At 73.9% G+C, this 25,129-nt stretch carries 10 protein-coding genes (1 of these 10 running past the window's edge); 9 read left to right on the top strand and 1 reads right to left on the bottom strand.

The window, feature by feature from the left end; all coding sequences use genetic code 11:
* Positions 1–307 precede the first annotated feature (307 nt).
* Complete coding sequence (gene eccCa / locus ACFVYI_RS36710; RefSeq protein WP_387893679.1) at positions 308–4,405, bottom strand: type VII secretion protein EccCa; 4,098 nt, start codon at positions 4,403–4,405, stop codon at positions 308–310.
* A 271-nt stretch (positions 4,406–4,676) separates the two neighbouring features.
* Between eccCa and eccD the strand changes: the two genes are divergently transcribed.
* The 9 genes from eccD to ACFVYI_RS36665 all read left to right on the top strand — a co-directional run.
* Positions 4,677–6,050 (top strand): type VII secretion integral membrane protein EccD, encoded by a 1,374-nt coding sequence (gene eccD / locus ACFVYI_RS36705; protein WP_387893677.1) that lies wholly within the window; start codon positions 4,677–4,679, stop codon positions 6,048–6,050.
* A 65-nt stretch (positions 6,051–6,115) separates the two neighbouring features.
* Positions 6,116–7,570 carry a type VII secretion protein EccB gene (gene eccB, locus ACFVYI_RS36700; protein WP_387893675.1) on the top strand — a complete coding sequence of 485 codons (1,455 nt, stop codon included), beginning with the start codon at positions 6,116–6,118 and terminating at the stop codon, positions 7,568–7,570.
* A 132-nt stretch (positions 7,571–7,702) separates the two neighbouring features.
* On the top strand, positions 7,703–8,047 hold the full coding sequence (locus ACFVYI_RS36695) for a hypothetical protein (protein ID WP_387893673.1): 345 nt from the start codon (positions 7,703–7,705) through the stop codon (positions 8,045–8,047).
* Between the two features lie 91 nt (positions 8,048–8,138).
* Positions 8,139–8,432: a hypothetical protein gene (locus tag ACFVYI_RS36690; RefSeq protein WP_387893671.1), complete on the top strand. Its 294-nt coding sequence runs from the start codon at positions 8,139–8,141 to the stop codon at positions 8,430–8,432.
* A gap of 6 nt (positions 8,433–8,438) precedes the next feature.
* Positions 8,439–8,813, top strand: a complete 375-nt coding sequence (locus ACFVYI_RS36685; protein WP_387893669.1) for a hypothetical protein — start codon at positions 8,439–8,441, stop codon at positions 8,811–8,813.
* A 240-nt stretch (positions 8,814–9,053) separates the two neighbouring features.
* Complete coding sequence (locus ACFVYI_RS36680) at positions 9,054–11,009, top strand: hypothetical protein (RefSeq protein WP_387893667.1); 1,956 nt, start codon at positions 9,054–9,056, stop codon at positions 11,007–11,009.
* Between the two features lie 74 nt (positions 11,010–11,083).
* Entirely contained in the window at positions 11,084–11,524 is a 441-nt protein-coding gene (locus ACFVYI_RS36675; protein WP_387893665.1) for a YbaB/EbfC family nucleoid-associated protein, read from the top strand.
* Positions 11,517–11,831: a hypothetical protein gene (locus ACFVYI_RS36670; protein ID WP_387893663.1), complete on the top strand. Its 315-nt coding sequence runs from the start codon at positions 11,517–11,519 to the stop codon at positions 11,829–11,831. The genes ACFVYI_RS36675 and ACFVYI_RS36670 overlap by 8 nt, the downstream gene beginning before the upstream one ends.
* A 114-nt stretch (positions 11,832–11,945) precedes the next feature.
* Positions 11,946–25,129, top strand: the start of a protein-coding gene (locus tag ACFVYI_RS36665; RefSeq protein ID WP_387893661.1) for an EndoU domain-containing protein. It continues 22,768 nt past the right edge of the window; only the first 13,184 of its 35,952 coding nucleotides appear in the window; it begins with the start codon at positions 11,946–11,948; its stop codon lies off the right edge, out of view.

The following is a 25,129-nucleotide window of genomic DNA, read 5'->3' as shown; positions in this document are numbered from 1 at the left end:
GGCGGGGCCCGGGGTGCCGGGGCCGGCGGGCAGCGCGGCGACCGCGCCGCGCCGGCGGCCGAACCGGCGGCGCGGCGCGGCCGGGTCGCTGGAGGGCAGGCCGAGGCGGGAGAGACTCATCGTCGGGGTATACGGGCGGGGCCCGGCCGCCGGTTCAGCGGCCGGGCCGGTTCGGCCGCCGGCCCGGTCGCCGCGCTCCTGCCGTCCTCCCCGCCGTCGTCCCTGTTCCCGCCCTGCCGCCCGGCCTTGCCCTGCAGCCCGGCCCCGCCGCTCCGGCTGTTCGCCGTACCCGCCCGGGTCCTGCCGCTCACGCCGCCGATCCGTCGTCCTCGCCGGCCGGGTCCGGCATCAGGCCGGTCTGCACCTGGACGGTCCGGCGCCGGGTGATGTGCAGGGCGCGCCCGGGCGGCAGCTGGCGCGGCTTGACGCTGCCGAACAGGGTGCCCTCGCTCGGCGGGCAGGAGAGCAGGGTGACCGGGGTGTTGACCTCCTGGAGCCGGCGCAGCAGCTGGTCGGAGTAGGCGCGCCCGATGCCGTTGGCGGAGCGGGCCACGATCAGGTGCAGGCCGAGTTCGGCGCCCTGGGCGAGGTGGTCGAGGACCGGACCGAACGGGCTGCTGCCGACCTGGCTCGGGATCAGGTCGTAGTCGTCCACGATGATGAACAGCTCCGGCCCCGTCCACCAGTCGCGCAGCCGCAGCCGGGCCGGGGTGATCTCCTCGCCGGGCAGCCGGGCCTCCATGGCGCGGGCCGCTCCGGTGACGACCTGCCGGAGCACGTCCACGGCGACGGCGTAGCCGAGCCGGTACTCCTCCGGGACGCTGTCGTAGAGCCCGCGCCGGAAGTCGACGAGCATGATCCGGGCCTCGGCGGGGGTGTACGCGGAGGTGATGGCGGAGACCATCAGGCGCAGCAGGTTGGTCTTGCCGCTCTCGCTGTCGCCGACCACCAGCAGGTGGGGGGACTCCTCGAAGTCGTGCCAGAGCGGGGAGATCGCGGTGTCCTCCAGGCCGATGGCGACCCGCAGCCGGCCCTCGGGCGCGGGCAGCGTGGCGGCGTCGAGCTGGAGCGGCAGCATCCGGACCTCGGGCGCGCGGGGGCCGGTCCAGTGCTCGTTGACGGCGTCGACCAGGTCCTCGACGCCGTCCGTGAGGCTCTCGCTGTCGCCGACGCCGTCGATCCGGGGCAGCGCGGTGAGGAAGTGCAGCCGGTCCTGGGTGAGGCCGCGGCCGGGGACGCGGGGGACGGTCTCGGCGGCCCGCATGTTGATCATGGAGTCGATCGGGTCGCCGAGCCGCAGCTCGAAGCGGGTGCCGAGCTGGTCGCGCAGCCCGCTGGAGATCTCGCCCCAGCGGGCGGCGGTGACCACCAGGTGCACGCCGTAGTTGAGGCCGCGTCCGGCGATCAGGGTGAGGGCGGGCAGGAAGTCCATGAACTCCTGGCGCAGCGTGTTCCAGCCGTCGACCACCAGGAACACGTCGCCGTGGCGGTCGTCGGCCAGCGCCGGGTCCCCGGCGGCCCGGCGGCGCCGGAAGGTGGCCATCGAGTCGACGCCCAGCTGGGCGAAGACCTGCTCGCGACGGGCGATGATGGCGTTGACCTCGGCCAGCGTGCGGCCGACCCGCTCCGGCTCGTGCCGCCCGGTGACACCGCCGACGTGCGGCAGCCCGCGCAGCGCGGAGAGGGTGCCGCCGCCGAAGTCCAGGCAGTAGAACTGCACCTCGTGCGGCGTGTGGGTGAGGGCCAGACCGGTGATCAGGGCGCGCAGCATGGTGCTCTTGCCGCTCTGCGGACCGCCCGCGATGCCGACGTGGCCGCCGGCGGCCGAGAGGTCGGCCGTGAGCAGGTCGCGCATCTGCTGGAAGGGGCGGTCCACCACGCCGACCGGAACGATCAGGGTGCCGACGGCCGGGCGGCCGTCGGGCGCCAGGCCGTGGTGCGGCGAGGGCGCGAGCGGCGGCAGCAACTCGTCCAGGGTGGGCGGCGTCTCCAGCGGCGGCAGCCAGACCGTGTGGGCGGGCGGGCCGACGTCGAGCATCCGCTCGGCCGCGAGGTCCAGCAGGGTGGCGGTGTTCTCCTCCTCCGCGGCCAGGCGGGCCGCCTCGGCCGCCACGGCCTCCGGGTCGGGCCGACGCGGCGCGGTGTACTCGGTGCCGTAGGGGACGATCTGGCCGGCCGCCGCGGCCTGCTGGGCCGCCCCGCGCCGGCGCCGGTACGGCCCGGAGACGTACGCCGCCTTGAACCGGGTGAGGGTGGCGATGTCGCTGCGCAGGATGCCGTTGCCGGGCTGGGAGGGCAGCTGGTAGGCGTCCGGTACGCCGAGCACGCCGCGGCTCTCCATCGCGGAGAAGGTGCGCAGGCCGATCCGGTACGACAGGTGGGACTCCAGGGCGTGCATCCGGCCCTCGTCGAGGCGCTGCGAGGCGAGCAGCAGGTGGACGCCGAGCGAGCGGCCGAGCCGGCCGATCATGATGAAGAGGTCCATGAAGTCGCGGTGGGCGGAGAGCAGTTCGCTGAACTCGTCGACCACGATGAAGAGCGTCGGCAGCGGGTCGAGCTGGACGCCGCCGGCCCGGGCGGTCTCGTAGTCCAGCAGCGAGCTGTAGTTGCCGGCCGAGCGGAGCAGCTCCTGGCGGCGGTTCAGCTCGCCGTGCAGGGCGTCGCGCATCCGGTCGACCAGGGCGGCCTCGTCCGCCAGGTTGGTGATCACCGCCGAGGTGTGCGGGAGTTCGTCCAGGCCGAGGAAGGTGGCACCGCCCTTGAAGTCCACCAGGACGAAGTTGAGCGTCTCGGAGGAGTGGGTGAGGGCGAGCGCCAGCACCAGGGTGCGCAGCAGCTCGGACTTGCCGGAGCCGGTGGCGCCGATCAGCATCCCGTGCGGGCCCATGCCGCCCTGGGCGGACTCCTTGAGGTCCAGCTCGACGGGGTTGCCGTCCGCGCCGACGCCGATCGGCACCCGCAGCCGTTGCCCGCGCGGGCGGTCCGCCCAGCTGCGGGCGACGTCGTGCTGGTACAGGTCGTTGACGCCCAGCAGCGAGGTGAGGTCGAAGTCGGTGCTGAGCGGCTCGGAGGCGTCGCGCGAGTCGCCCAGCCGGTACGGGGACAGCACGGTGGCGAAGCGGCGGGCGGCCGGGAGGAGCAGCGTGTCCGGGCGGCCGAGCGGGGTGGCCTCGTCGCGCCGGTTGCGGTCGGCGGCGACCAGGTCGAGTTGGTCGCCGGTGATCCGCAGCCGCAGCCGGAACTGCGCGTGCTGCCACTCGACGGCCCCGGAGAGGTCCAGCAGGACGGCGTTGCGGTAGCCCGCCAGCAGGGCCCGGCTGCTGCTGGGCAGCTTCACCCCGTCCAGGACGATCAGCGTGAACGGCTCGTCCCGGCCCGGCTGCGCGTCCGGCTCGTAGGGCGGGCGGTCGGTGAACTCCGGTCCCAGCAGCTGCTCCAGCTCCAGCATCGAGTCGGCGACCAGGCGCACCGGCCCGGCGCCGTCCGTCTCGGTGGGGTGCAGGGCGTGCGGCAGCCACTTCAGCCAGGCCCAGTGCTCGCGCAGCTCGGCGGGGACGGCGACGGCGACGCGCAGCTCGTCCGGGGCGTGGAAGAAGGCGAGCTGGGCGATCATCGCGCGGGCCAGGGCGCGGGCCGGCTCGGGATCGGCCGGCGCACCGGCCGCGTCCGGATCGGTGGCCGGGTCGGACGCGGGGGCGCCGATGGTGGCGCCGATCAGGCCGCCGGGGCCCGCCGTCTCCGGTTCGCCGGAGGAGGCCGCACCGGCCGGGGCACCCTCCTCCCCGGGGTGCTCGCAGCGCAGCAGGATGTGGGCGTAACCGCGCACGTGGACGGCGATCGGCTGGTCGGCGATCGAGCCGTACGCGTGGATGAACCGGCGCAGCGCGTGGGCGCACAGCGGTTCCAGGTCCTCCACCGGCTGGGTGGCCAGCGGCGCCAGCTTGACCGCCAGGCGCTGGGCGCCGGTGGCGATCCGCACGTCGCCGAAGTCCGGGTGGGCCGCGCGCCGCTCCCACAGCCGCGAGGTGCGCACCAGCGAGCCGAGCGCGGCCGGGTCGGGGTGGCGCCAGGCCAGCGCCTGCCGCTGGTCGACGACGTGGCGGCGGACCTGGCGGCGCATCTGGGAGAGGTAGCGCAGGTAGTCCCGGCGCTCGCCGCGCAGCTGGCGCTTGCGGTCGCTGGCGCCGCGGATCAGCTGGGTCACCAGCATGCCGACGGCGGACAGGCCCATCATGCCCATCGCCACGTACTGGAGCGGCCCGCCGCTGGACTGCGGGTTGAGGAAGATCATCACCATCGAGAGCGAGCTGAGCGCCATCGGCGCCATGGCGATCACGTTGGACATGCCGCTCTGCTGCTCCGGCAGGACCGGCGGCTCCTGCAGCTGGAGCTCGCCGTCCGGCATCGCCGGTCCGGGGCGCCGGGGCGGACGGTCGACCAGGACCACGCTCAACGGGGGTTCTCCTCTCGCGGCGCCGGTGACGCCGCTGGTGGCGGTGGGCCCGGCGGGCTCGGACCGCGCCGCACTCAGGCGTACGGCCCGCGGGGCCCCGGCGGTTCACCGGAGGTGCGCGCGGAACCGGATGGCACGGCCGGTGAACCGTCCGACCGCCGCCGGCCGTAGTTGTCCAACGGGAGACCCGGGCAGGCCGGGGCTCCACGGGAGGGCGCGACAGGTGAGCGGTACCACGGTGGCGGCAGGGCTGGTCCGGCTGAGGTTCCGCGCCCCCGAGGCCGCGTTCGAACTCGCCCTCCCCGGCGACGTCGTCCTCGCCGACCTGCTGCCCGCCGTCCTCGGCTACGCCGGCTCCGCCGTCGAGGAGGGCGGCATCGAGCACTCCGGCTGGGTGCTCCAGCGCGCCGGCGGCCCGCCGCTGGACGAGGAGCGCACCCTGGAGGCGCTCGGGCTGCACGACGGCGAGGAGCTCTTCCTCCGCCCCGGCCAGGAAGCCCTGCCCGAGGTGCACTTCGACGACCTGGTGGACGGCGTCCGGGCCGGCACCACCGCCCGCGGCGACTCCTGGCGGCCCGCCGCCACCCACCACCTGGCGCTCGCCCTCGCCCTGGTCGCGCTGGCCGGCGGCCTGCTGCTGCTCGCCCTGCCCGGACCGGACGGCCCCCGCTGCGCCGCCGCCGCCGTCACCGCCGTGCTGCTGCTCGCCGGCGGCGGCGCGGCGACCAGGCTGGTCGGCGACCCGCCGGCGGGTGCCGCGCTCGGTGCCGCCGGTGTCGCCTACGCCGCCGCGGCCGCCGCCCTGATCCCCGGGGTCACCGGCCCGGCCCGGCTCCTCGCGGGCGGCTCGGCGGCGGTCGGCGCCACCGTGCTGGCGCTCGCCCTGGTCGGGGCGGGGCCGTTCTTCGCCGGACTGGTGGTGGCGGCCGTGCTCGCCCTGGGCGCGGGCGCACTGGCCGCCTACGGCATCCCGACGACCCACTCCGCCGCCGTGATCGCCGCCGCCGCCGTGCTGTTCGGCGCGTTCGTGCCCGGGCTGGCGTTCAAGCTGTCCGGCCTGCGGCTGCCCGCGCTGCCCCGCAACGCCGACGAGCTCCAGGAGGAGATCGAGCCCTTCGAGGCCGAGGGCGTGCTCGCCCGCAGCCTCGTCGCCGACAGCTACCTGGCCGGCTTCTTCATCGCCGCCGGCACGGTGTGCGCGGCCGCCCTCGCCCTGCTCGCCACGGCCCGTGACGGCGGGTGGGGCGCGACGGCGATGTCCGCCGACCTGTCGGTGCTGCTCCTGCTGCACGCCCGGGACATCGGGGGCATCCGCCAGCGGCTCGCCCTGCTGCTGCCGGGCGCGCTGGGCGTCGCCCTGCTGGCCGTGCGGTACGGGCAGGGCGCCGACCAGTCCGGCCGGTTCGTGCTGTTCACCGTGCTGCTGATCGCCGCGGCCGCGCTCGCCATGACCGCCTGGACGGTGCCCGGCCGGCGGCTGCTGCCCTACTGGGGCCGGGCCGGGGACCTGCTGCACTCGCTCGCCGCGCTCGCGCTGCTGCCGCTCGCGCTCCAGGTGCTCGGCTTCTACCAGATGATGCGCGGCCTGGCGGGCTGATCCGGACGCGGCTGCCCGGCCGCCGACCCGCCGCCCCCGAACCCCGCACCGAGGAGGACCACCGCATGCAGTCCCGACGCGACCAGGTGCAGGCCCACCTGTTCGTGATGAGCCGGGTCGCCGCGGGCGTGCTCCGCGCCGAGCCGGACGCCCCCGACACCCCCGTCGGCCGCACCAACCGCGGCGCCGCGATCGGTCTGGCCGTCGCCCTGCTGATCGGCGCCGGCGCCGGCGTCTACGGCATGGTCAAGCCCGGCGGCGCGACCGGCTGGCAGAAGCCCGGCACCCTGGTGGTGGTCAAGGAGACCGGCGCCCGGTACGTCTTCGCCGGCGGCCTGCTCCACCCCGTGCTCAACGAGGCCAGCGCCAAGCTGCTCGCCGGCGACCAGCTGAAGGTCGACCAGGTCTCCGCCCGCTCGCTGGAGAAGGCCGAACGCGGCACCCCGATCGGCATCGTCGGCGCCCCCGACGGGCTGCCCGGCCCGGCCGCCGTCGCCGGCGCCGACTGGCTCGTCTGCACCGTCCAGACGGCCGGCCCGACGGCGCCCCGCCCCGCCCCGCAGCTGTCCGTCGCCATCGGCACCCGCCAGTCCGGGCGGAGCGCCGGCGACCGGGGCGTCCTGGTCGGCGCGCCCGACGGCAGCGTCCAACTGCTCTGGCACGGACGCCGGTTCACCCTCGACACCGCGGGCGGCGCCGTCCGCGCCCTCGGCTACACCGCCGCCGTGCCCGTCCCGGTCACCGCCGCGTTCCTCGCCGCCTTCCCGGCCGGACCGGACCTGCGCGCCCCGGACCTGCCCGGCCGGGGCAACGCCGGCCCCGCGCTGGGCGGGCGCGCCACCCGGATCGGCCAGCTGTTCACCGGGGCCGGCGAGGAGCGGTACGTGCTCGCCGAGCAGGGCCTCGTCCCCGTCACCGCCACCCAGCTCGCCCTGCTCCAGGGCGACCTGCGCACCCAGCGGGACGCCTACGGCAGCGGCCAGGTCACGCTCTCCCCGGTCGGTGCGGAGGACCTCGCCGCCCACTCCGCGCCACCCGCCGCCACCGCCGCGCTCAACCCGGCCGAGCTGCCCGCCCGGCCCCCGGCGCTGCTGTCACCGACCGGCGGCCAGGCCGTCTGCGGGGCCCTGAACCCGGCGGGCGACGGCGGGGACCTCACGCTGGCCGTCCCGGACGCCACCGCCGTGCTCGGCCTGCCGCCGGCCCTCCAGCCCGGCGTCATCCCCAGCTGCACGCCCGCCGACCGGATCGCGGTGCGCCCCGGCGGCGGCGCCCTGGTGCGGGCGCTGTCCGGCGGGGGCTTCGGCAACACCCTCTACCTGGTCACCGACACGGGCGTGAAGTACCCGCTGGCCTCCGCCGCGGTGGCCGAACGCCTCGGCTACGTCGGAGCCACCCCGACGGCGGTGCCCGGGCGCGTGCTCTCGCTGCTGCCGACCGGGCCGAGCCTCGACCCGGGGCCGCTCGCCGGCGGCATCGTGCAGCCCCCGGCCGCCGCCGAGGGCCGCTGCGCACGGTGAGCCGGGGCGCCGCCGCCGGCCGGTGAACCGTGCGGCGGCGCCGTCCCGTTCACCCTGGCGGGCCGGTCCTGCCGGCCCGTGGCACAGGTTGCCGGCCGGGTGCGGCCGGCACTCATGGAGGAGGTACTCGCGGTGGCTCAGCAGACGACGATCGACCAGAAGGTCCTGGCGGACATCAGGACCATGGTCGAGTCGCGGTACAACGAGATGTCGACGACCGCGACCTACATCGAGGACATCAACACGGCCGTCCGGGACAGCTTCTCCGGCGCGGCCAGCACCACGTTCCAGAACCAGATCAACGCCTGGCTGGAGCAGTACGCGCGGGTCAAGCGGGACTACGACGCCTTCCACATGAAGCTCGGCGACGGCGGTCAGATGTTCAACGCGGCCGACGAGCACACGGCGGGCATCGCCAACTTCAACGGCGGCGGCGGCGCCGGGCAGCACGTCGAGGACGTCCTGAACCCCCGCTAGCCGACGCCGTGCACGGCTGCCGCGGACCGCGGTGGCTGATGCCCGCTCCCCGTACCAGAACTCCGTTTGAAGGGATCGCACCATGGGCCACATGTCGCTCCACTACGCCGGCATCGACAGCGCCATCACCGACCTCGAAGCGCACGCGAAGACGATGCACGACGCGATGAGCAACCTGAAGGCGTACCTCGACAGCAAGATCAACGTCGAGCTGGTCGGTGACTTCTCGATGGCGGCCGGGAACCTCTCGGCCACCCTCCACGACGCCGACGAGAAGATGGGCCTGAAGATCGTCGCGGCCCACCAGGCCCTCACCGAGATCCGCAACGTCATCCAGGACGCGGACATGCGGGCCGGCAGCCACTTCGACCACGTCGGAGGCTGATCGACCGTGGCGGACGTCGAGATCACCGACGGCTTTCTGGACCAGTTCGTCAAGGACAAGATCGCCAAGTTCATCGAGGGCACCAACACCAACGAGGCGGTGCGCAAGATCAGGGCGTACGCCTCGGGCGACACGCCGATCCTGGTCGGCAGCAGTGCCGGCGCCTTCACCGCTCCCAAGACGCTGTCCACGGCGATCAAGGACTACACCGGTTCCATCGCCGCGATGCTGGGGACCGTCGTCGACCAGCTGGACACGCTGTCCATCGACCTCATGCTCGCCGACCGGTACCTGAACAACGCGAAGGACGAGGCCTTGGACTACGCGCAGTTCATGACGCTGGCCGAACGGACCCTGAATCCGGGGGCGGGGACCAAGTAACCCGTCGGTGAGTTCTCGTCAGTACTGCGGAGTCGGCCCGGTACCGGGCCGACCCCGCTTCACGTTCGGTCGCGCCACGCCGCGGAAAGGTCTGTCATGGGGCACGTTTGGGAAGACGCACTCAATTTTCTGGGCGCGACGAACGACAAACCGGTCACTCGGGACACGGTCTACAGCGACGAGAAGCCGTGGATCGACACGAACAGCACCCACGCGCAAGGCACCGCCGGTTGGCAGGGGGTGAAGGACGAGAAAGGCGCCTTCGACGGCACCCAAGTTTCGACCGACGCCTGGGTGGCCTGGTACTTCACGTACACCGACACGGACAAGAATGTGCAGCACGGCAGCTACGTCGTCGGGGCCAGGATCATCTACCCCAACCTCGACGGCCCGGGTGCCAAGCTCGCGGGGTTCACGGCCAGCAGGGCGCCGCTGGAACACTTCTACACCGGCGCGACCAAGGCCAACGACCTGTTCGACCTCGAAGCCTTCACCCATGCCGCGGACGCCGTCAGGGACGTGACCTACTTCCTGGACGGGTGGATCAAGGCGATCGAGGAGGACTGGGCGAAGTCCGTCGCCGATGAGGACAGCGACTGGCAGGGCAGCGCGGCGGGGGCCTTTCGCGCCGTACTGATCGCGTTCCGGAACGAGATCGACGCCGACAACCGCATGATCCGGCAGTCCACCGTGGAGAAGTACCTGCGCGACTGCCAGGACCCCACAGCCAAGGAGCCGGTCGTGACCAAGGCGATCCAGCGGCTCTGGAAGGGCTGGTCGGAGTGGTGGAACTCGGCCACCGCCTGGCCGACGAACGCCGTGTCCGCAGCCCTCGTGGACGCACTCAAGGGCGCGACACTGAAGGTGCTGACGACGGACAAGGATCCCAGCACGCCCGATTGGTACACGAAGCACGACGACAAGACCAAAGACGGCTCGATCAAGAACGATCGCGAAGTGTCGGGCATGGACTTCATCCTGTCGGGTGCGGCGTACGGCGACCCCACGAAGGCCGAATTCTGGAAGCAGGTGGAGGCGAGGGGGCGGGAGATCTGGCTGGCCAACGTCAAAAGCATCCTGGACACGGCGGCCAACGAGGCGCTCACGTCGATCGGCAACGCCTACCAGACCGCCGCGGGTGCCGCGAGGCCGCTGAAGCCCTTCCCGCTCATCATGCCCAAGCCGAAGAAGGACGAGACCGACCCCACCAAGGACGACAAGACCAACGACATCGGGAACCCGAAGATCGACGACCCCACCCTCAAGGGCGGTGGCGGCGGTGGCGGTGGTGGCTCCGAGCTGAACCTGGGTGGCGGTCCGGACCTCAAGAACCAGGGCGGCCCGGACCTCAAGCTGGAGGGGAACGGCAGCGGGAGCAGCGGGGGCGGGTCGGGCCTGCCGAACCTCGGGCTCGGTACGGGCAGCAACGGCACCGGTAACGGCACCAACAACTCGGGTCTCGACCTCATCGGCAACCCCAACCTCGGCAGCTCCAACGACCTCCTGCTGGGCGGCGGCGGGTCGAACAGGCCCGTCACCGTGCCGCCCGGTTCGGTGATCACCAAGGACGGGCGGATCGTCGACGAGAACGGCAACCCCGTGCTCGACTCCAACGGCAATCCGATGGTGGCCGGTCCGAACTACACCATCGGGCCGGACGGCACCCTGCTCGACGGCGACGGCAACACCGTCTCGCAGTACCGGCAGTTGCTCGCCGACCGGTACTCCGGCGGCGGTGGCGGCGGGGACGACCTGCTGACGCCCGGCAACTTCGGCCCCGGCGGCTTCTCCTACAACACGGGTGGCCTCGGCGGCCTGTCCGGCTCGGGGGGTCCGCTCACCTCCGGTGGCAGCCCGCTGATCACCGGAATGGGCGGCGGTCTGAGCTCCCGGGCGCTCGCCTCCGGCGGCGACCCGAACGCCATGAAGGCCTCGGTCGACCAGGCCAACGCCGAGCGGATGGCCGCGGAGAAGGCAGCCAAGGCCGCCGCCCAGGAGCAGGCCCTGCTGACCGGCCGGCAGACCCCCACCAGCTCCGGCGGCATGCCGCCGATGATGCCGCCCGGTGGCGGTATGGGCGGCGCCGGCCAGGGCGGTCCCAACGACAAGGACCGCCGGCGCACCACCTGGCTGGCGGAGGACGAGGAGACCTGGGGCACCGAGACCGGTGCCGTGCACGGCGTCATCGGACGCTGACGCAGCCGGGATGCCCCGTCCGCCCGAAGGCGGACGGGGTCTCCAGCTTTTGACGACACGAGAGGACGTAGCACATGAGCAACCCCTTCGCGGAACAGATCGCCCAGGCGATGGCGGAGATGCAGAGCGAGCTGGCCAGGGCCGAGGAGATGCAGAAGGAGATGAACGAGCTCACCGCCTCGGTCACCTCCAAGGACCGCATGGTCACCGTCAAGGTCGGTTCGCAGGGGCAGGTCGTCTCGATGACCTTCCACACCAACGACTACCGCGAGATGGCCCCCGCCGAGCTGGCCAAGGTCCTGACCGACTCGCTCAACGAGGCCCGCGCGGCCGTGGGCGAGCAGGTCGCCGAGCGGATCGGCCGGTTCGACGGCATGGGGGAGACGCTGCGGCTCTCCATGACCGGCGGCACCGAGCTGGACGAGATCCTCGAACCGCTCTGGGCCATGCGCCCGGGCCACCAGCCCGAGGACCAGAAGAAGAAGTCGGACCGTCAGGAGGAGTTCCATGGCTAGCCAGGGCACCACCGCGAAGACCGCCGAACTCAAGCGGAGCTTCACCGAGTTCTTCGAACTCAAGGACCTCACCGCGAAGATCCTCAAGGACGCGAAGTTCATCAATGACGCGAACCTCAAGGTCGGCGGCAACGACGAGATCGGCAAGCAGTACCACGAGCAGGTCGACGAGGGCACCAAGAACCTCTACGACCTGATCCTCAAGATCAGCAGCACGATGGGCTCGGTCGGCGAGAACGGGGAGGTGCTGGCGGACGCGTTGGACAAGGCCGACGAGCACTCCCACGAGATCGCCAACAAGTTCTGACCCCGGATCTCCGAGCCCCTCCCCGGACCGGTGGGCGATTCGGCCGTAGGACCCCCGACAAGCAGTGACGGCGCGCGGGCGCCCCCTGGAACGACCCGGAACGGCAGGCAGCACGTGCCCCACTCCTCGATCGAGGTCAACGCCTCGACTGCGCGCTTCTTCACCATCATCACCGGCATGCCCTGGCCGGAGGTGAAGGAGGGCGACCTGCGCGACATCCGGGACGCCTACGAGCGGTTGCACGAGGAGCTGCCCGAACTGCGCGACCTGATCGCCAAGGTGGCGAAGCACTGCAAGGACCAGTTCCAGGGCCAGGCCGCCACGTCGTTCGCCTACCAGATGAACTCGTTCATCGGCCAGGCCGACAAGGGCGGGGAGGACTACGTGTCGGCGGCGGCCAAGACCGCCAAGGCGCTGGCCGACTGCGCCGGCGACGTGGCCAACTCGGTCGAGTACACCAAGTGGATGGCGATCGCCCAGCTGGTGCAGCTGATGGTCGAGATCACACTGGCGATCTTCTGGGCGCCGTTCAGCTTCGGCGCCAGCCTGTCCGGGCTGGTGCTCAGGAAGCTGCTCACCAAGGTCGCGCTCACGGCGCTGATGAAGTACCTGCTCAAGACCATCGCGATGCACACGTTCTCGGGCATCGTGGGCGGCCTGCTGATGGACGGCATCATCCAGAACCTCCAGATCGGGCAGGGCAACCGCGACCACATCGACAAGGAGTACACCAAGCAGGCGGTCCTCTTCGGCCTCATCGGCGGTGTGCTCGGCGGCCCGCTGGAGCTCTTCGGGCTGGGGCTCGGCAAGCTGCTGGGGCGGCTGCTCGGCAAGAGCGGCGGCCGGCTGCTGGCGGACAAGCTGAGCAACTTCCTGGTCCACGGCAACATCGACGGGCTCAAGGGCCTGCTGGAAGCCGCGGTCAAGGCGGCCGAGAAGGAAGGGGTCGGGGCGCTCGGCAAGGTCAGCAAGGACGCGATCGCGGCTTCGGAGAAGGCCCTCGCGGCGAAGGCCATCTCCAAGGAGGCGAAGGCCGCTGCCAAGGCCTTCTCCCGGGACCTCGGCAGCCTGATGGAGGCGGCCACCGAGCAGCTGCAGCACGGGTTCGGCAAGACGGGGAAGGGCACCCTCGGCGAGATCTTCGTCAAGGAGATGGAGCAGATCTTCACCAAGCACTTCGGCAAGGAGGTCGGCAGTGCCGCGGCCGCCAAGGCGCTCGGCCGGGAGTTCGGTGAGGCCTTCGCGTCCAACTGGGTGGCCAAGGGTGCCGGCAACGCCGCAGAGCGGGCCGGACTCAAGGACGCGCTCGGATCGGCACTCTCCCACGGGGGAGTGAAGTTCGAGGGGCGCGAGTTCAGGATGCTGGCCGAGACCCTGCCCGACCTCGCCGAGCACATGTCGGCGGGGAACAAGATGTTCCACCTCGGTGTGGCCGTGGGCGGGTACGTCAAGTCGGGTGTGCAGAACGTCCTCACCGAGGGCTTCTACAACCTCATCTTCGGGGAGAACCACGAGTTCACCGTCACCGGGGGCAGCTTCGTCGGCGGCATGATGACCGGGATGATGGGCCACGTGATGCACCTGGGGGCCAGCCCCCTGATGCACAGGTACACCCAGTGGGTCCATGACACCCAGCACGCGGCGGTGACGGATGGTGCGTCCAAGAACTTCCCGCTCCACCACCCGATCAACTTCGCCGCCCTGGCCTGCCTCGCGTCCGGCAAGGTCGTCCCGTACCCGGTGCCCCGGATGGGCCACAGCGGGTCCTTCGACGCCGCCGTCCTGGCGCGTGACACCTCGCTGGAGAACGTGGCGAAGGGCATCTCGCACGCCTCGGGGGTGAAGATCGACTCGCCGAAGGCCGACCCCGAGGTCGCCAAGCTGATGCAGCAGCTCCTGCAGCACATGGACTTCCACTCGGACGCACCGATCGGTCTGCACGCCCTGGAGTTCCTCGGAACCCACGACGCCCCCGCCACGCCCCCGCCGGCGCGGCCGTCGAAGACGTCCAGCAGCGGGGACGCGCAGGTGGCGCCGAACGCCAAGCCGGCCACCTCGACCACCACCGGGACGGCCACCACGCCGCCCGTCCGGGTGCAGTCCCACGACGACCCGGCTACCGGCCCGAAGTCCGAGGCGCCGAAGTCCGAGGCGCCGAAGTCCGAGGCGCCGAAGTCCGAGGCGCCGAAGCAGGACGCCCCGAAGGCCGGCACGCCCGGCAGGCCGACGCCGCGGGCCACCCAGTCCGCCACCGACCTGCCGCCGGACCAGCACAACCGGACGGAGGCGTCGAACGAGCACACCCCGCCGCGGACGCAGGCGACGGCGACCGCCACGGCGACGACCACCACCGCGCACCAGGACGTCAGCCGCCCGGCGCCCGTTCCCACGACCTCGTCCGACCACACCCCCCCGGTCGCCCCGCCGCCGCACGCGCCCACCCCGCGCCCCCCGGGCGAGCCCGACGCCGACAGGCGCCACCCGGCGCAGGAGCCGCTGCCCACCGAGGGGCCGCGGCGCACCGGGCCCGCGCGGCAGACCGAGAGCATCGCGTCGGTCCTGCTGGGCCAGGAGCCCACCCGGGACCGCCGCACCCCGGGCGACGAGCCTCCGGTGCCGACGCCGCCCCCGCTGCTGACCGACGACCTCCGCCCGGCCCCGAAGTCCGCGAAGGCGCAGACGGACGCCGGGCAGGACTCGACCACCGAGCTGCCGCCGATGGCCCCGCGCGCGCCCAAACAGGCCCCCGAGTCCACCGAGTCCACCGACCTCGCCGACCAGCCGGCCGCGACGCCGCCGCTCACGCCGGTCGACCACCCCCTCGTCCCCGGGGACACCACCGACCCGTTGACCCCCACGGTGGTGCCGCACGGCGGCGAGGACCAGAACGTCGTGCCCGTGCCGCCCGTCTCGCACCTGGCGGCGGGCTTCACCACGGCCCACGTCCACCGTCCCGCCGGGCCCGAGGACGCCCCAGCACCGAGGCCGTTCGAGGCCCGGCGCGGCACCCTGCCCGACGGCACCCGGGCGACCGAGCTCGTCCTGCGGACGCACCTGGACACCGCGGGGCTTCCCGCACGGTCCGACCGTGCCGTGGACGCCCTGCGCACGAGGGCCGCGGCCGCCGTGGCGGACGCCTACAACACCGGCCACCGGCTGCCGGACGGCAGCGTGCTCCGGGTCCGGGTGGAGTTCGTCTCCACGCCCGACGCCGCCCACCACACCGTGAAGGTGCACGCCGGAACCGTCCGCCAGGACGGGGCCAACTGGGGCCTGCGGGTGAGCCGCGACGTGCTCGCCCACGAGCTCGGCCGGTCCCTCGGCCTGCGGGACGAGCACCGGGAGACGCACGGGGATAACGCCCCCGGCGGGCGCCGCGCCGTGCGGGGCCCGGTCGTGCGCGGCCTGCGCGAGGTGGGCACCGCCGTCGACGGCGCGTTCGCCCCGGTGGCCGGGGCGGAGGGCGCCGCGCCCGCACCGCGCCCCGCCATCGAGCCGCACGTCCGCGACGCCTCGCTGTACGGGCAGGACGACGGGATCGGCCATCTGCTGACGTCCGAGCTGCGGGAGGCCCACCCGGGTGGGGAGTACCACCGGAACCCCAACGGCACCCTGCGCCTGCAGACGGGCGACGGCATGACGGACGTGACGCTCTTCCCGGCGCACTGGACGGCGGAAGAGGCCGTGTACGCGGCCGAACAGGCGCACCTCGACGCGGTGGCCCGCGGCCTGCAGCCGACCGACCGCCGCTGGGCGGGCGTGTACGCGGGAGTGCGGATCCTGGGGAACCAGCAGGACGGCCTGATCACCTCCTTCCGCCCCTCGACCGACCAGCACGGGCTGACCGCCCCGGACTACGCGCCGAACCGGCCCGCGCCCGCCGACGCGGCCGAGCTGGGCCGGATCGCCGACTACGGCGACCGGCGGACCATGACCGGCGTCCACCACGAGGTCGACTTCGCGACGGCGCTCGCTCTCGGCGTCCACGCCGGCCCGGTCGATCCGCAGACCCTCCACGGCAACGGCACCGGCCGCGCGGAGGTCTGGTTCCTGGACCCGGCCCTGCCGGCGGACTCGCCGCTGGCCGCGTTCCCGAGCCGCTGGCACCGTCCGGCCGACGCGCCGGCGCCGATGCGCTACCCCGCAGGCTGGACGATCGGGCACACCACGACCGCGGCGTGGGAGGTGGCCGCCAACCCGATTCGGCAGGTGACGCTGGCCGACGGCCGGACGGTGCACTGGGTCGGCGAGGCCTACGGCATCCGGATCGAGGGGCTCAGCCGGGACGGCCAGATCCTCACCCACCGGCCGACCGAGACGCAGCCGGACCCGTTCGCCCCGCCGGCCGTGATCCCGGATCCGGTGCCCGGCAGCCTGCGCGAGCCCGGCACGGTCCGTCAGGACGAGCCGCTGCCCCGGTCCACGGACGCCATGGCGGCTCAGCTGCCCCGCCTGCGGGAGTCCTTCACCGAGGAGGCCTGGGACAAGCCGCACCGGGGGCTTCCGCCGGAGTGGACCACCGAGGAGGCCCGGTTCGCGGCCGACGTGGTCGCGCGCTCCGCGGAGGGCGGCGGAGCGGACCTCCTGGCCACCGGGGCGCAGGCCCCGCCGGTCCGCATCAGGACGGTCGCCGGCGTCGACGTCGCCGTGCGGGTCGAGAACGGCCGGATCACGGACTTCTGGGGCGTCCGCACCGGTGACGGAGCTCCGCAGCCCACGGTGGAGACCGGCCCGCGCCGCGTGCTCGCCAGCGCCGAGGTCCGTCCGCCCGAGGACGCCTTCCTGCGCACGCTGTCGGAGCGTCGCTGGCAGTCCTTCGAGGCCGAGCGCGTCGAGCTCCCCGGCGGGGACACCCGGACGGCGCTGACCCTGCGCATGCACCTGGACACCTCGCGGCTGGAGACCGCCCCGGGAGCGGGCCTGGACGCGGCCACCCGGACGGCGTTGACCGAGCTGCGGGACAGGGCGGGGCGCGGCGTCGGAGAGCAGTTCAACCGGGGCCAGCGGCTGCCCAACGGCGATCTGCTGCAGGTCCGGGTGGAGTTCGTGGACACCCCGGAGGAGGCCCACCACTCGGTCGTCGTCCACCGCACGCTCGCCCGGGAGAACGCCGGGGAGTGGAGCCTGGCCTCGACTGAGCGGACCCTCGCCCACGAACTCGGGCACACGCTGGGTCTTGACGACGAGTACCGGGAGGCCGTCTGGGGCTGGCGGCCCGTGTACGAGGACGGCGCGCTCATGACCGCCGACCACCTGGACCGGTTCGGCCTGTTCCAGGTGGACATGGACCACCTGGGCACCGCGAACGCCCGGCGTACCCCGCTGGGTCTGCCGCCGCGCTACCTGCGGGAGCTCGGCGCCGTCGTCGACGCGGCGCTGCAGGTGCCGATCCGTCCCGACGCCCCCGGCGCCGTGCCGCCCCGGGCCGGCTTCGACGAGCAGGCCCGCCGCACGGCGCTGTACGGCGGCGAGGACGGTACCGGCGGCCACCTGTACCCGGGACAGGGCTCGGACCGGCCCCGCCCGGTGCGGGCGGCCGAGCCGGTGAACCGCAACGGCACCTTCCGGGTCGAGGCCCCGGCCGTCGAGCCGCCGCGGGTGGTCACCGACGCGTCGGCCGGCGACATCGTGATGGCGCCCCGCCCGGCAGCCGCCGGGTCGCAGGGCCGGCGGACGATGTTCCCCGAGCACTGGACGGCGGACCACGCCGTGTACGCGGCCGAGCAGGCCTACCACACGGCCCGCCGCACCGGCCGGATCACCGAGAGCGGCGGCTCGCACCACTGGGTCGGCGAGTACGGCGGTGTGCGGATCGAGGGAGAGGTGACCAGGGGCCACTTCGGCGCCTTCCGGCCCTCCGAGGACCAGAGCGGCCTGGTCACGCCGACGCACGAGCCGGCGCGACCCGCGAACCGGCTGTTCGGTCTGGGGACGGACACGCACACCCGCTTCGGCGACCGGCAGACCCTCACCGGCGTCCACCACGCACCGACCCCGGCGGCCGCCAGGGTCCACGGCATCGAGGTGCAGCGCGTCGGGGAGGCCAACGAGAACGGCACCTACCAGGCCAGGGTCTGGTTCCTCGACCCCACCGTGTCTCCCGGCGCCCCACTGGCGAACTTCGAGTCGCGCTGGCACCGCCGCCCCGACGGCGAGGCCCACACGATGTACCCCGATGCCTGGGACCGGAACCGCGTCCTGGCCGCCGTCGACGCCGCGTACGCCGCGCACGCGGCACGGATCGGCCCCCGGCCCCGGCCCGGTTCGGCCGAGCACTGGGTGGGCGAGGCGGACGGCGTCCGGATCGAGGGGATCACCCGCAACGGGCTCCACCTGGTCCACCGGCCGACCGTCGAGCAGCCCGTCGCCCACTGGCGCGAGGAGAACGTGCTCGCGACGTCCGCGTCGGCCCGGGTGGAGACGGCGCCCGGCGGCCACGGGGTGACCGTCCGGCACGCCCGGCTCGACAACGGGCAGGAGGGCGTCGAGCTCACGGCCAAGGTGCACCTGACCTTCGAGGAGGGCACCGGGGACGCGCGCAGGCAGACCGTCGAGAGGGACCTCCAGAGGGCGGCCGACGCCTACGTCCGGGACCAGCACGGCGACGGCGGTGCGCCGGTGAGGCTGACGATCGAGTTCACCCGGAGCGCCGAGGACGCCCACAGCAGCACCCTGATCCGCAGCGAGGCCGACACGGACGTGCTCGACCTGCGGAGGTTCCTGCCCGAGCTGGTCGACGTACCGGACCGCCCGTTCCGGGAACTGGCCCGCACGCTCGCCGACGGCGCCCCGAGGACGGGCTGGACGGACCGGCCGGGTGCCGCGCAGCCGCGCCCGCGCCCGGTGGCCCCGCCGCTCACCGAGCCCGGCACGCCCGGCACGGGTGAACGCCCGGCGACCGTCAGCAAGATGACGGGCACGGAGACGATGCTCAGGTACGGCTTCGTGGACCCGCTTCCGGAGGGCGCGGGCCGTGGTCTGCCTCCGGCGTGGACGCAGATCGAGGCCATGTCCGCTGCGGCGGACGTGATGTCGAACGGGGTCGGGCGGCCGGATCCGGAGAAGCCGGGTCGGAAGCTCTACGAGGGTTCGTTCAACGGGGTCAGGATGGAGGTCCGGACCGAGGGCGGCCGGGTCGTGGACTACCACGGCGTGCCGGGACAGAAGCTCGCGCCCCAGCACACCCACCCGGTCCCGGAGCCGGTCGGCGCGCCCTCGGCTCCCCGCTTCACCGACGACACGGCGGGCGAGTCGTCCTCGTCTTCCTCGTCCTCGTCGCCCGGTGTTTCGTCGCTCATGAGCCATGAGTTCGCCACCGGGCTGGAGGCGGGGCACACCTCGGCCGAGGTCACCCTGGGCGGCGAAGGCGCCGCGCAGCGGCGGGTCCAGCTGCGGCGAGGGGTCCTGGCCGACGGCGAGGACGCCACCGTCCTCGTGCTGCGCACGCACCTGGACGGGTCCGGCCTGGCCACGCGGGACGCCCAGGGACGGCCGATCGACCCGGCCGTCCGGATCCGCGCCCTGGAGGACCGGATCAGGGCGGGCGCAGCGCAGTTCAACACCGGCCACCGGCTGCCCGACGGCAGCCTGCTGCGGGTGCGGGTGGAGTTCGTGGCGGGCGGGGACGACCCGCACCACACGGTGCGCCTGCACGACCGTAGCGCCCGTCTGGACGACCGGAACTGGCATCTGGGGAGCTCCCGGGAGGAACTGGTCCGCCAGCTGGGCCGAGCCGTCGACCTGCCCGTCGAGGAGCACCCGGAGGGCGGGTCGAGCCGTACCGCCCCGGTCCTGACACCGGACCGCCTTGGCAGGCTGGGCGAGTTCGCGGACGGTGCGCTGGGCGGGCCCCTGCGCAGCGACTCCGAAGCCCTGCCGGCCAGGGCGGTGTTCGACGGGGCCGTCCGTACGGCCGCGCAGGGGCACCTGCCGTCGGTCCTCCCCCCGGAGGCGGTCGGCCCGCACCAGCTGGTCCGGCGCCACGCCAACGGCACCGTGCAGGTCCGGGCGGAGGGCGGTGGGGAGCGCACCCTGTTCCCGGCGCGCTGGAGCGAGGCGGGGGCGGCGTACGCGGCCGAGCAGGCGTACCTCGACGCGCGCCGCAACGGCGGAGTCCGGCCGGCCGGGGCGGGCCACCGCTGGGAGGGCGAGTACGCGGGCGTCCGGATCGAGGGCGAGCTGGACGCCACGGGTACCTTCACCTCGTTCCGCCCGTCCGCCCGCCAGGCCGACCTGACGGCGCCCGGGTACACCCCGGACCGGGCCGTCCCCATCGACGGCCGGCGAGCTGCGGGGACCCGCGGCCTTCGGGGCTCCGACCCCGTGCTGGTGGACGAGTACGGCGACCGGCGAGCACCTCTGTGGGAGCTGCACCCCGACGTGGATCCGGGATCGATCCTGGCCCGGTTCCCGTCCCGCTGGCAGCCCTTGGCGGACCCGCGCGGGCACCTGCTCTACCCCGAGCACTGGACCGTGGAAGACGCCGCCCGCGCGGCCTCCTCGGTGGCGGCCGCCGCGGCCGCCGACGCCCCCGAGACCCTCGCCGTCAACCTGGGCGGCGGCCGGACACGCTGGATCGGTGCCCACGACGAGGTACCGATCACCGGTGTCTCGCAGAACGGCCGAGTCGTGGCGCACGCGCCGGCCGAGGGCCAGAACGACACCGACCCGCAATGGCGGCGGAGCCGCGAACTCTTCGTGTCGCGCGCGGTCGCAATACCCTCCGACGTCGCGATGACCGGACGCTGGGTCCTTCACGACAGCGGCCACGAAGTGCATCGGCTCACCCTCAGGATCCACCTGGCTCCGGCGGAAGGGATGACGCCCGAGCAGATCCAGCACGTGCGGGAGCGACTCGCCCACCGCGCCGACCGCCACTTCGACGGGTTCCGCGGCGGCGATGGCGGCTTGCAGCGCCTGTCGTTGTCCCTGGAGTTCACCGACGACCCACGCGCAGCCGACTGGCGGACCCGCATCCGGCCCGTGGCCGAGCCGAATCTCGCCGAGCACCTGCCGCCGGTGCTCCACCCCCGAAACGCCGGCGACCTGGTCGCGACCGTGTCCGACGTCACCCGTGCGGCGCGGATGGACCTGGAAGCCGACCACGCGGCGATGCTGCGCCTCCCCGACCCCGCGGTGGAGGCGACGCCCGGCGTCGTCCACGTGCCGGCGGCCGCGGCCACCCCCGCGCGGTTCAACCTTGAGCGGGGCGCCGCCGACGGCCTCGGCCTGCCCGCGGCCTGGAACGCGCAGGACCGCCGGCACGCCGCCCACCAGGTCTTCCTGGACACTCCGGCCGAGGAGCGGAACTCACGGGTCCCGCGGATGGTCGAAGGCGAGTACGCCGGCGCCCGGATCAGGCTGTTGGTCGAGCGCGGGACCATCAGGGACTTCTGGGCCGCGCCGGGCCAGCGCTTCGGCGACCAGGCGGCGTCCGAGCCGGGGCCCGTGCCGGTTCGGGTCCTGGACACGGCAGAGGTGCGTCCGCCCGCCGACCGGTTCCTGAGGTCGCTTCAGGCCCAGTTCGTGCAGTCCTTCGAGGCGCGCCGGGTGGAGGACACACCCGGCGGCGACACCCGGACGATCCTGACCGTCCGGGTGCATCTGAACCCCCTCGATCTGGAAGGCGGCCGCGTCGAGGTCGAGCGCAGCCTCGACCGCCTGCGCCTCAACGCGGAGGCGGGCGTCCGGGAGGTTTTCAACCAGGGTCGGCGGCTGCCCAACGGCGATGTGCTGGAGGTCGCGGTCCGGTTCGTCGATGATCCGCAGGACGCCCACCACACCGTCAACGTCCTCCTCGACCAGCCGCAGGAGAGCGCGGTGAACTGGGGCGTGCACTCCGCGCCGAGGACGGTCGGCCACGAGATCGGCCACCTGCTCGGCCTCGCCGACGAGTACCGCCGGGCCGAGGACGGTCCCCGCCCGGTCTACCCGGAGCTCGGGCTCATGACCGCGCCCGCGCTCGACCAGCACGGCCGGGTCTGGTACGACGCGGACCACCCCCGGCTGGAGGACGGGACCGACCGCCCCGCCGTCGGGCTCAGGCCGCACAACCTGGACCAGCTGGGCGCGGTGCTCGACCGGGTCTTCGAGACCGCACCCCGGTGGCAGGAACCCGGCGGGGACCCGCTGCGCGCGTCCTTCGACGAGGCCGCGCTGCGGTCCTCCCTCTACGACGGTCCGGACGGCAGGGGCGGACCCCTGACGCCGCCGCCGGCCTCCGAGCGGCGCCGGCTGCACCGGCTGCCCGGGTCCGAGAACCCCAACGGCACCTTCCTCGCCGACGCCGGCGACCCGCCGGGCGGGCGGCGGACGGCGGACGACCTGGCGGTGGGCAGGCCCGGCCGGATCCGGACGATGTTCCCCGAGCACTGGACGTCCGAGGACGCGGTGTACGCGGCGAAGCAGGCGTACCTGGACGCCCGCCGCAACGGCGGGGTCACCACGGACGAGTTCGGGTCGCAGCACTGGACCGGCGTGTACGACGGGGTGCGGATCGAGGGCGACATCCGGGGGAACGCGTTCACCTCCTTCCGGCCCTCCGACGACCAGCACGGGCTCGTGGCACCGTCCACCGCACCGCACCGGAACACATCGGGCTTCGGCCACCGGGTCGAGGACCTGACCCGCTTCGGGGACCGGCAGACCCTCACCGGTGTCCACCACCACCGGGGCATGACGCCGGCCGACCATGGCCTGCGCATCGACGAGCCCGTGCAGCGCAACCCCAACGGCACCTACCGGGCGGCCGTCTGGTTCCTGGACCCCACGATCGCGCCGCACGCACCGCTGAGCGAGTTCCCGACCCGCGAGTTCCGCCGCGCCGACGAGCCGAGCCGGACGTTCTACCCCAGGGACTGGGGGGCCGAGGAGCTCCTCCGCTACGTGGACCGGGCCTTCGAGTCGAGGCTTCACACCCGCCGGCTGCCGGACGGGAGCCTGCACTGGATCGGGACGGCCCGCGGTGTCCGGATCGAAGGCATCTTCCGGGACGGGCAGCACCTCGTCCACCGGCCTACCACCTGGCAGCCGTTCCGGAACCTCGGCGAGGCCACGGTGGTGGCGAGCTTCCAGGCCCACCCGGTGATGGACGGCGACCGCAACCGCTCCGTCACCTTCCACCGCGACCTGCTCGGTGACGGTTCGCTGCGCACCGAACTGCGCGTCCAGGTGGACAGGGCCGGGACGAACCCCAGCCGGGAGGCCGCGCTCCAGGCGATCGCGGACCACTACGTCGGGTCGTCGTTCCCCGGTCGACCGCCGGTCAGGGTGACGCTCGAATTCGTCGACGGGCCCTTCGACCTGACGGTGGCGGCGCGGCCGCTGCCGAACGGCGAGATGATGTTCGCGATCGATCTCCGGGCACGCCTCGGAAACCTCGGTGACCTGGTCGCCGAACTGACCCGCGAGCATCCGATCACCTGGGCCGACCGCCTCACCGGCGCCCCGCACGAGCCGGAGTCACCGCTCCGCGCCCCGCTGACCCCGGGCACCGGCGAGCGCCCGCCGACCGTGAGCCGGATGGACACGCTGGCAGGACCGGCCGTGGCCTTCCCGGCAGGCCCCGCCGCCGGCCGGGGCCTGCCCCCCGAGTGGACGGTGCGGGAGGGCCAGCACGCGGCGGCGCAGGTGGTGGAGCGGGCCCAGATCCCGCCCGGTGTCACGGCCTCGGTCGTCGGGCGCTTCGCCGGCGCCGAGCTCCGGGTCGAGCTGGAGAACGGTGAGATCACCGACTACTACGGGACGCCGAACCAGGTCTTCGAACCCCAGCACCACCTGCCGCGCCCGGTCGGCGGGTCGACCCTGCGGATGCTGGACCCGACCGTGCCGGCCGCGCACACCGCGGCCCACCAGGCGGCGGTGCCCGACCCGAGGTCGCAGTTGCAGCCCGGCCACGCGTCGGCCGAGGTCACGCCCGCCGCCGGCCCGCAGCGGCCGTTCGAGGTGCGGCGCGGCGTCCTGAGCGAGAGCGGGGAGGAGGCCACCGTCCTCGTCCTGCGCACGCACCTGGTCCTGCCGTCCGGGCCACAGCAGGACCCTGCCGTCCTGACCCGGATCGCGGAGCACCTCAAGAGCACGGCCAGGGAGGCCGCGGAGGCCTTCAACACCGGCCACCGGCTGCCCGACGGGACACTGCTCCGTGTCCGAACGGAGTTCACCGACGACCCGGAAGCCGCTCATCGCACGATTCACCTGACGCCCGGGACGGCGCGCCGGTCCATGGCGACCTGGGGGCTGACGACCTCCCCGGAGACGATGGTCCAACACCTCGGGCGGCAGCTCGGCCTGCCGGTCGAGCGCCTCCTCGTCGGTGGATCGGACCGGGTCGTCCCGGCCCCGTCGGTCGAACGGCTGAGGGAACTGGGCGGCATGGTCGACCAGGCGCTCGGCCACCCCGCCGGGGTCGACCACGGTGGCGACGTGCTGCCGGCCAGGGCGGAGTTCAGCGAGGAGGTCCGGACGACCGCAGTGCGCGCCGCGTCCCGGAACGCCGAGCAGGGCGAGGTGTTCCACCGCAACGCCAACGGCACCCTGCGGGTCAGGGCGGCCGGGGACGACGCCGCCCCGGGGCGGGAGCACACGCTCTTCCCCGAGCACTGGACCGGGGAACGTGCCGTGTACGCGGCCGAGCAGGCCTACCTCGACGCCCGCCGCAACGGCGCGGTGGACGCGACGCCGACCGGCTTCCGCTGGACCGGCGAGTACGCCGGTGTTCGGATCGAGGGCGAACTGGGCGAGGGCGGCGCGTTCGTCTCCTTCCGCCCCTCCGACGACCAGCGGGGCCTGACCCCGCCGCCCTACGAGGTGCTCCGCCCCACGCCCCGGACCGACGGCGCGCCGTCGGTCCGGCGGGGCTGGTGGAGCGCCGCGGAGATCCACACCGGCGCCACGCAGGAGGAACTGCGCGCCAGGGGTATGGACCTGTCCGCACTGCCGGTGACGGAGGCGGACCCCGCGTCCGAGCACGGCTTCCGCCGGGTGCGGGTCTGGACGCTCGACGAGGCCGTGGAGCCGGGGGCCCCGATGGCCTCCTTCACGTCCCGCTGGCACGCCTCGGCCGACGAGCGGGGGCACCTGCTCTACCCGACCTGGATGCGACCCGCGGACATGGCGGAGTTCGCCCAGGAGGCGTTCGCCAACCGCACCAGTGAGCTGTCCACGGACGGCGGCCGCACCGTCCGGTGGCTGGGGACGGCCGGCCTGACCCCGATCGCGGGCATCTCGCGGGACGGCGTGATCGTGGCCCACGGCCCGGCGGAGCTGCGGCCGCACGCCCCCTACACGCGCTGGGAGGCGCA

The organism is Kitasatospora sp. NPDC058218 (assembly GCF_042882445.1).
Lineage (GTDB): Bacteria > Actinomycetota > Actinomycetes > Streptomycetales > Streptomycetaceae > Kitasatospora.
This window is presented reverse-complemented; position numbering and strand designations above follow the sequence as displayed.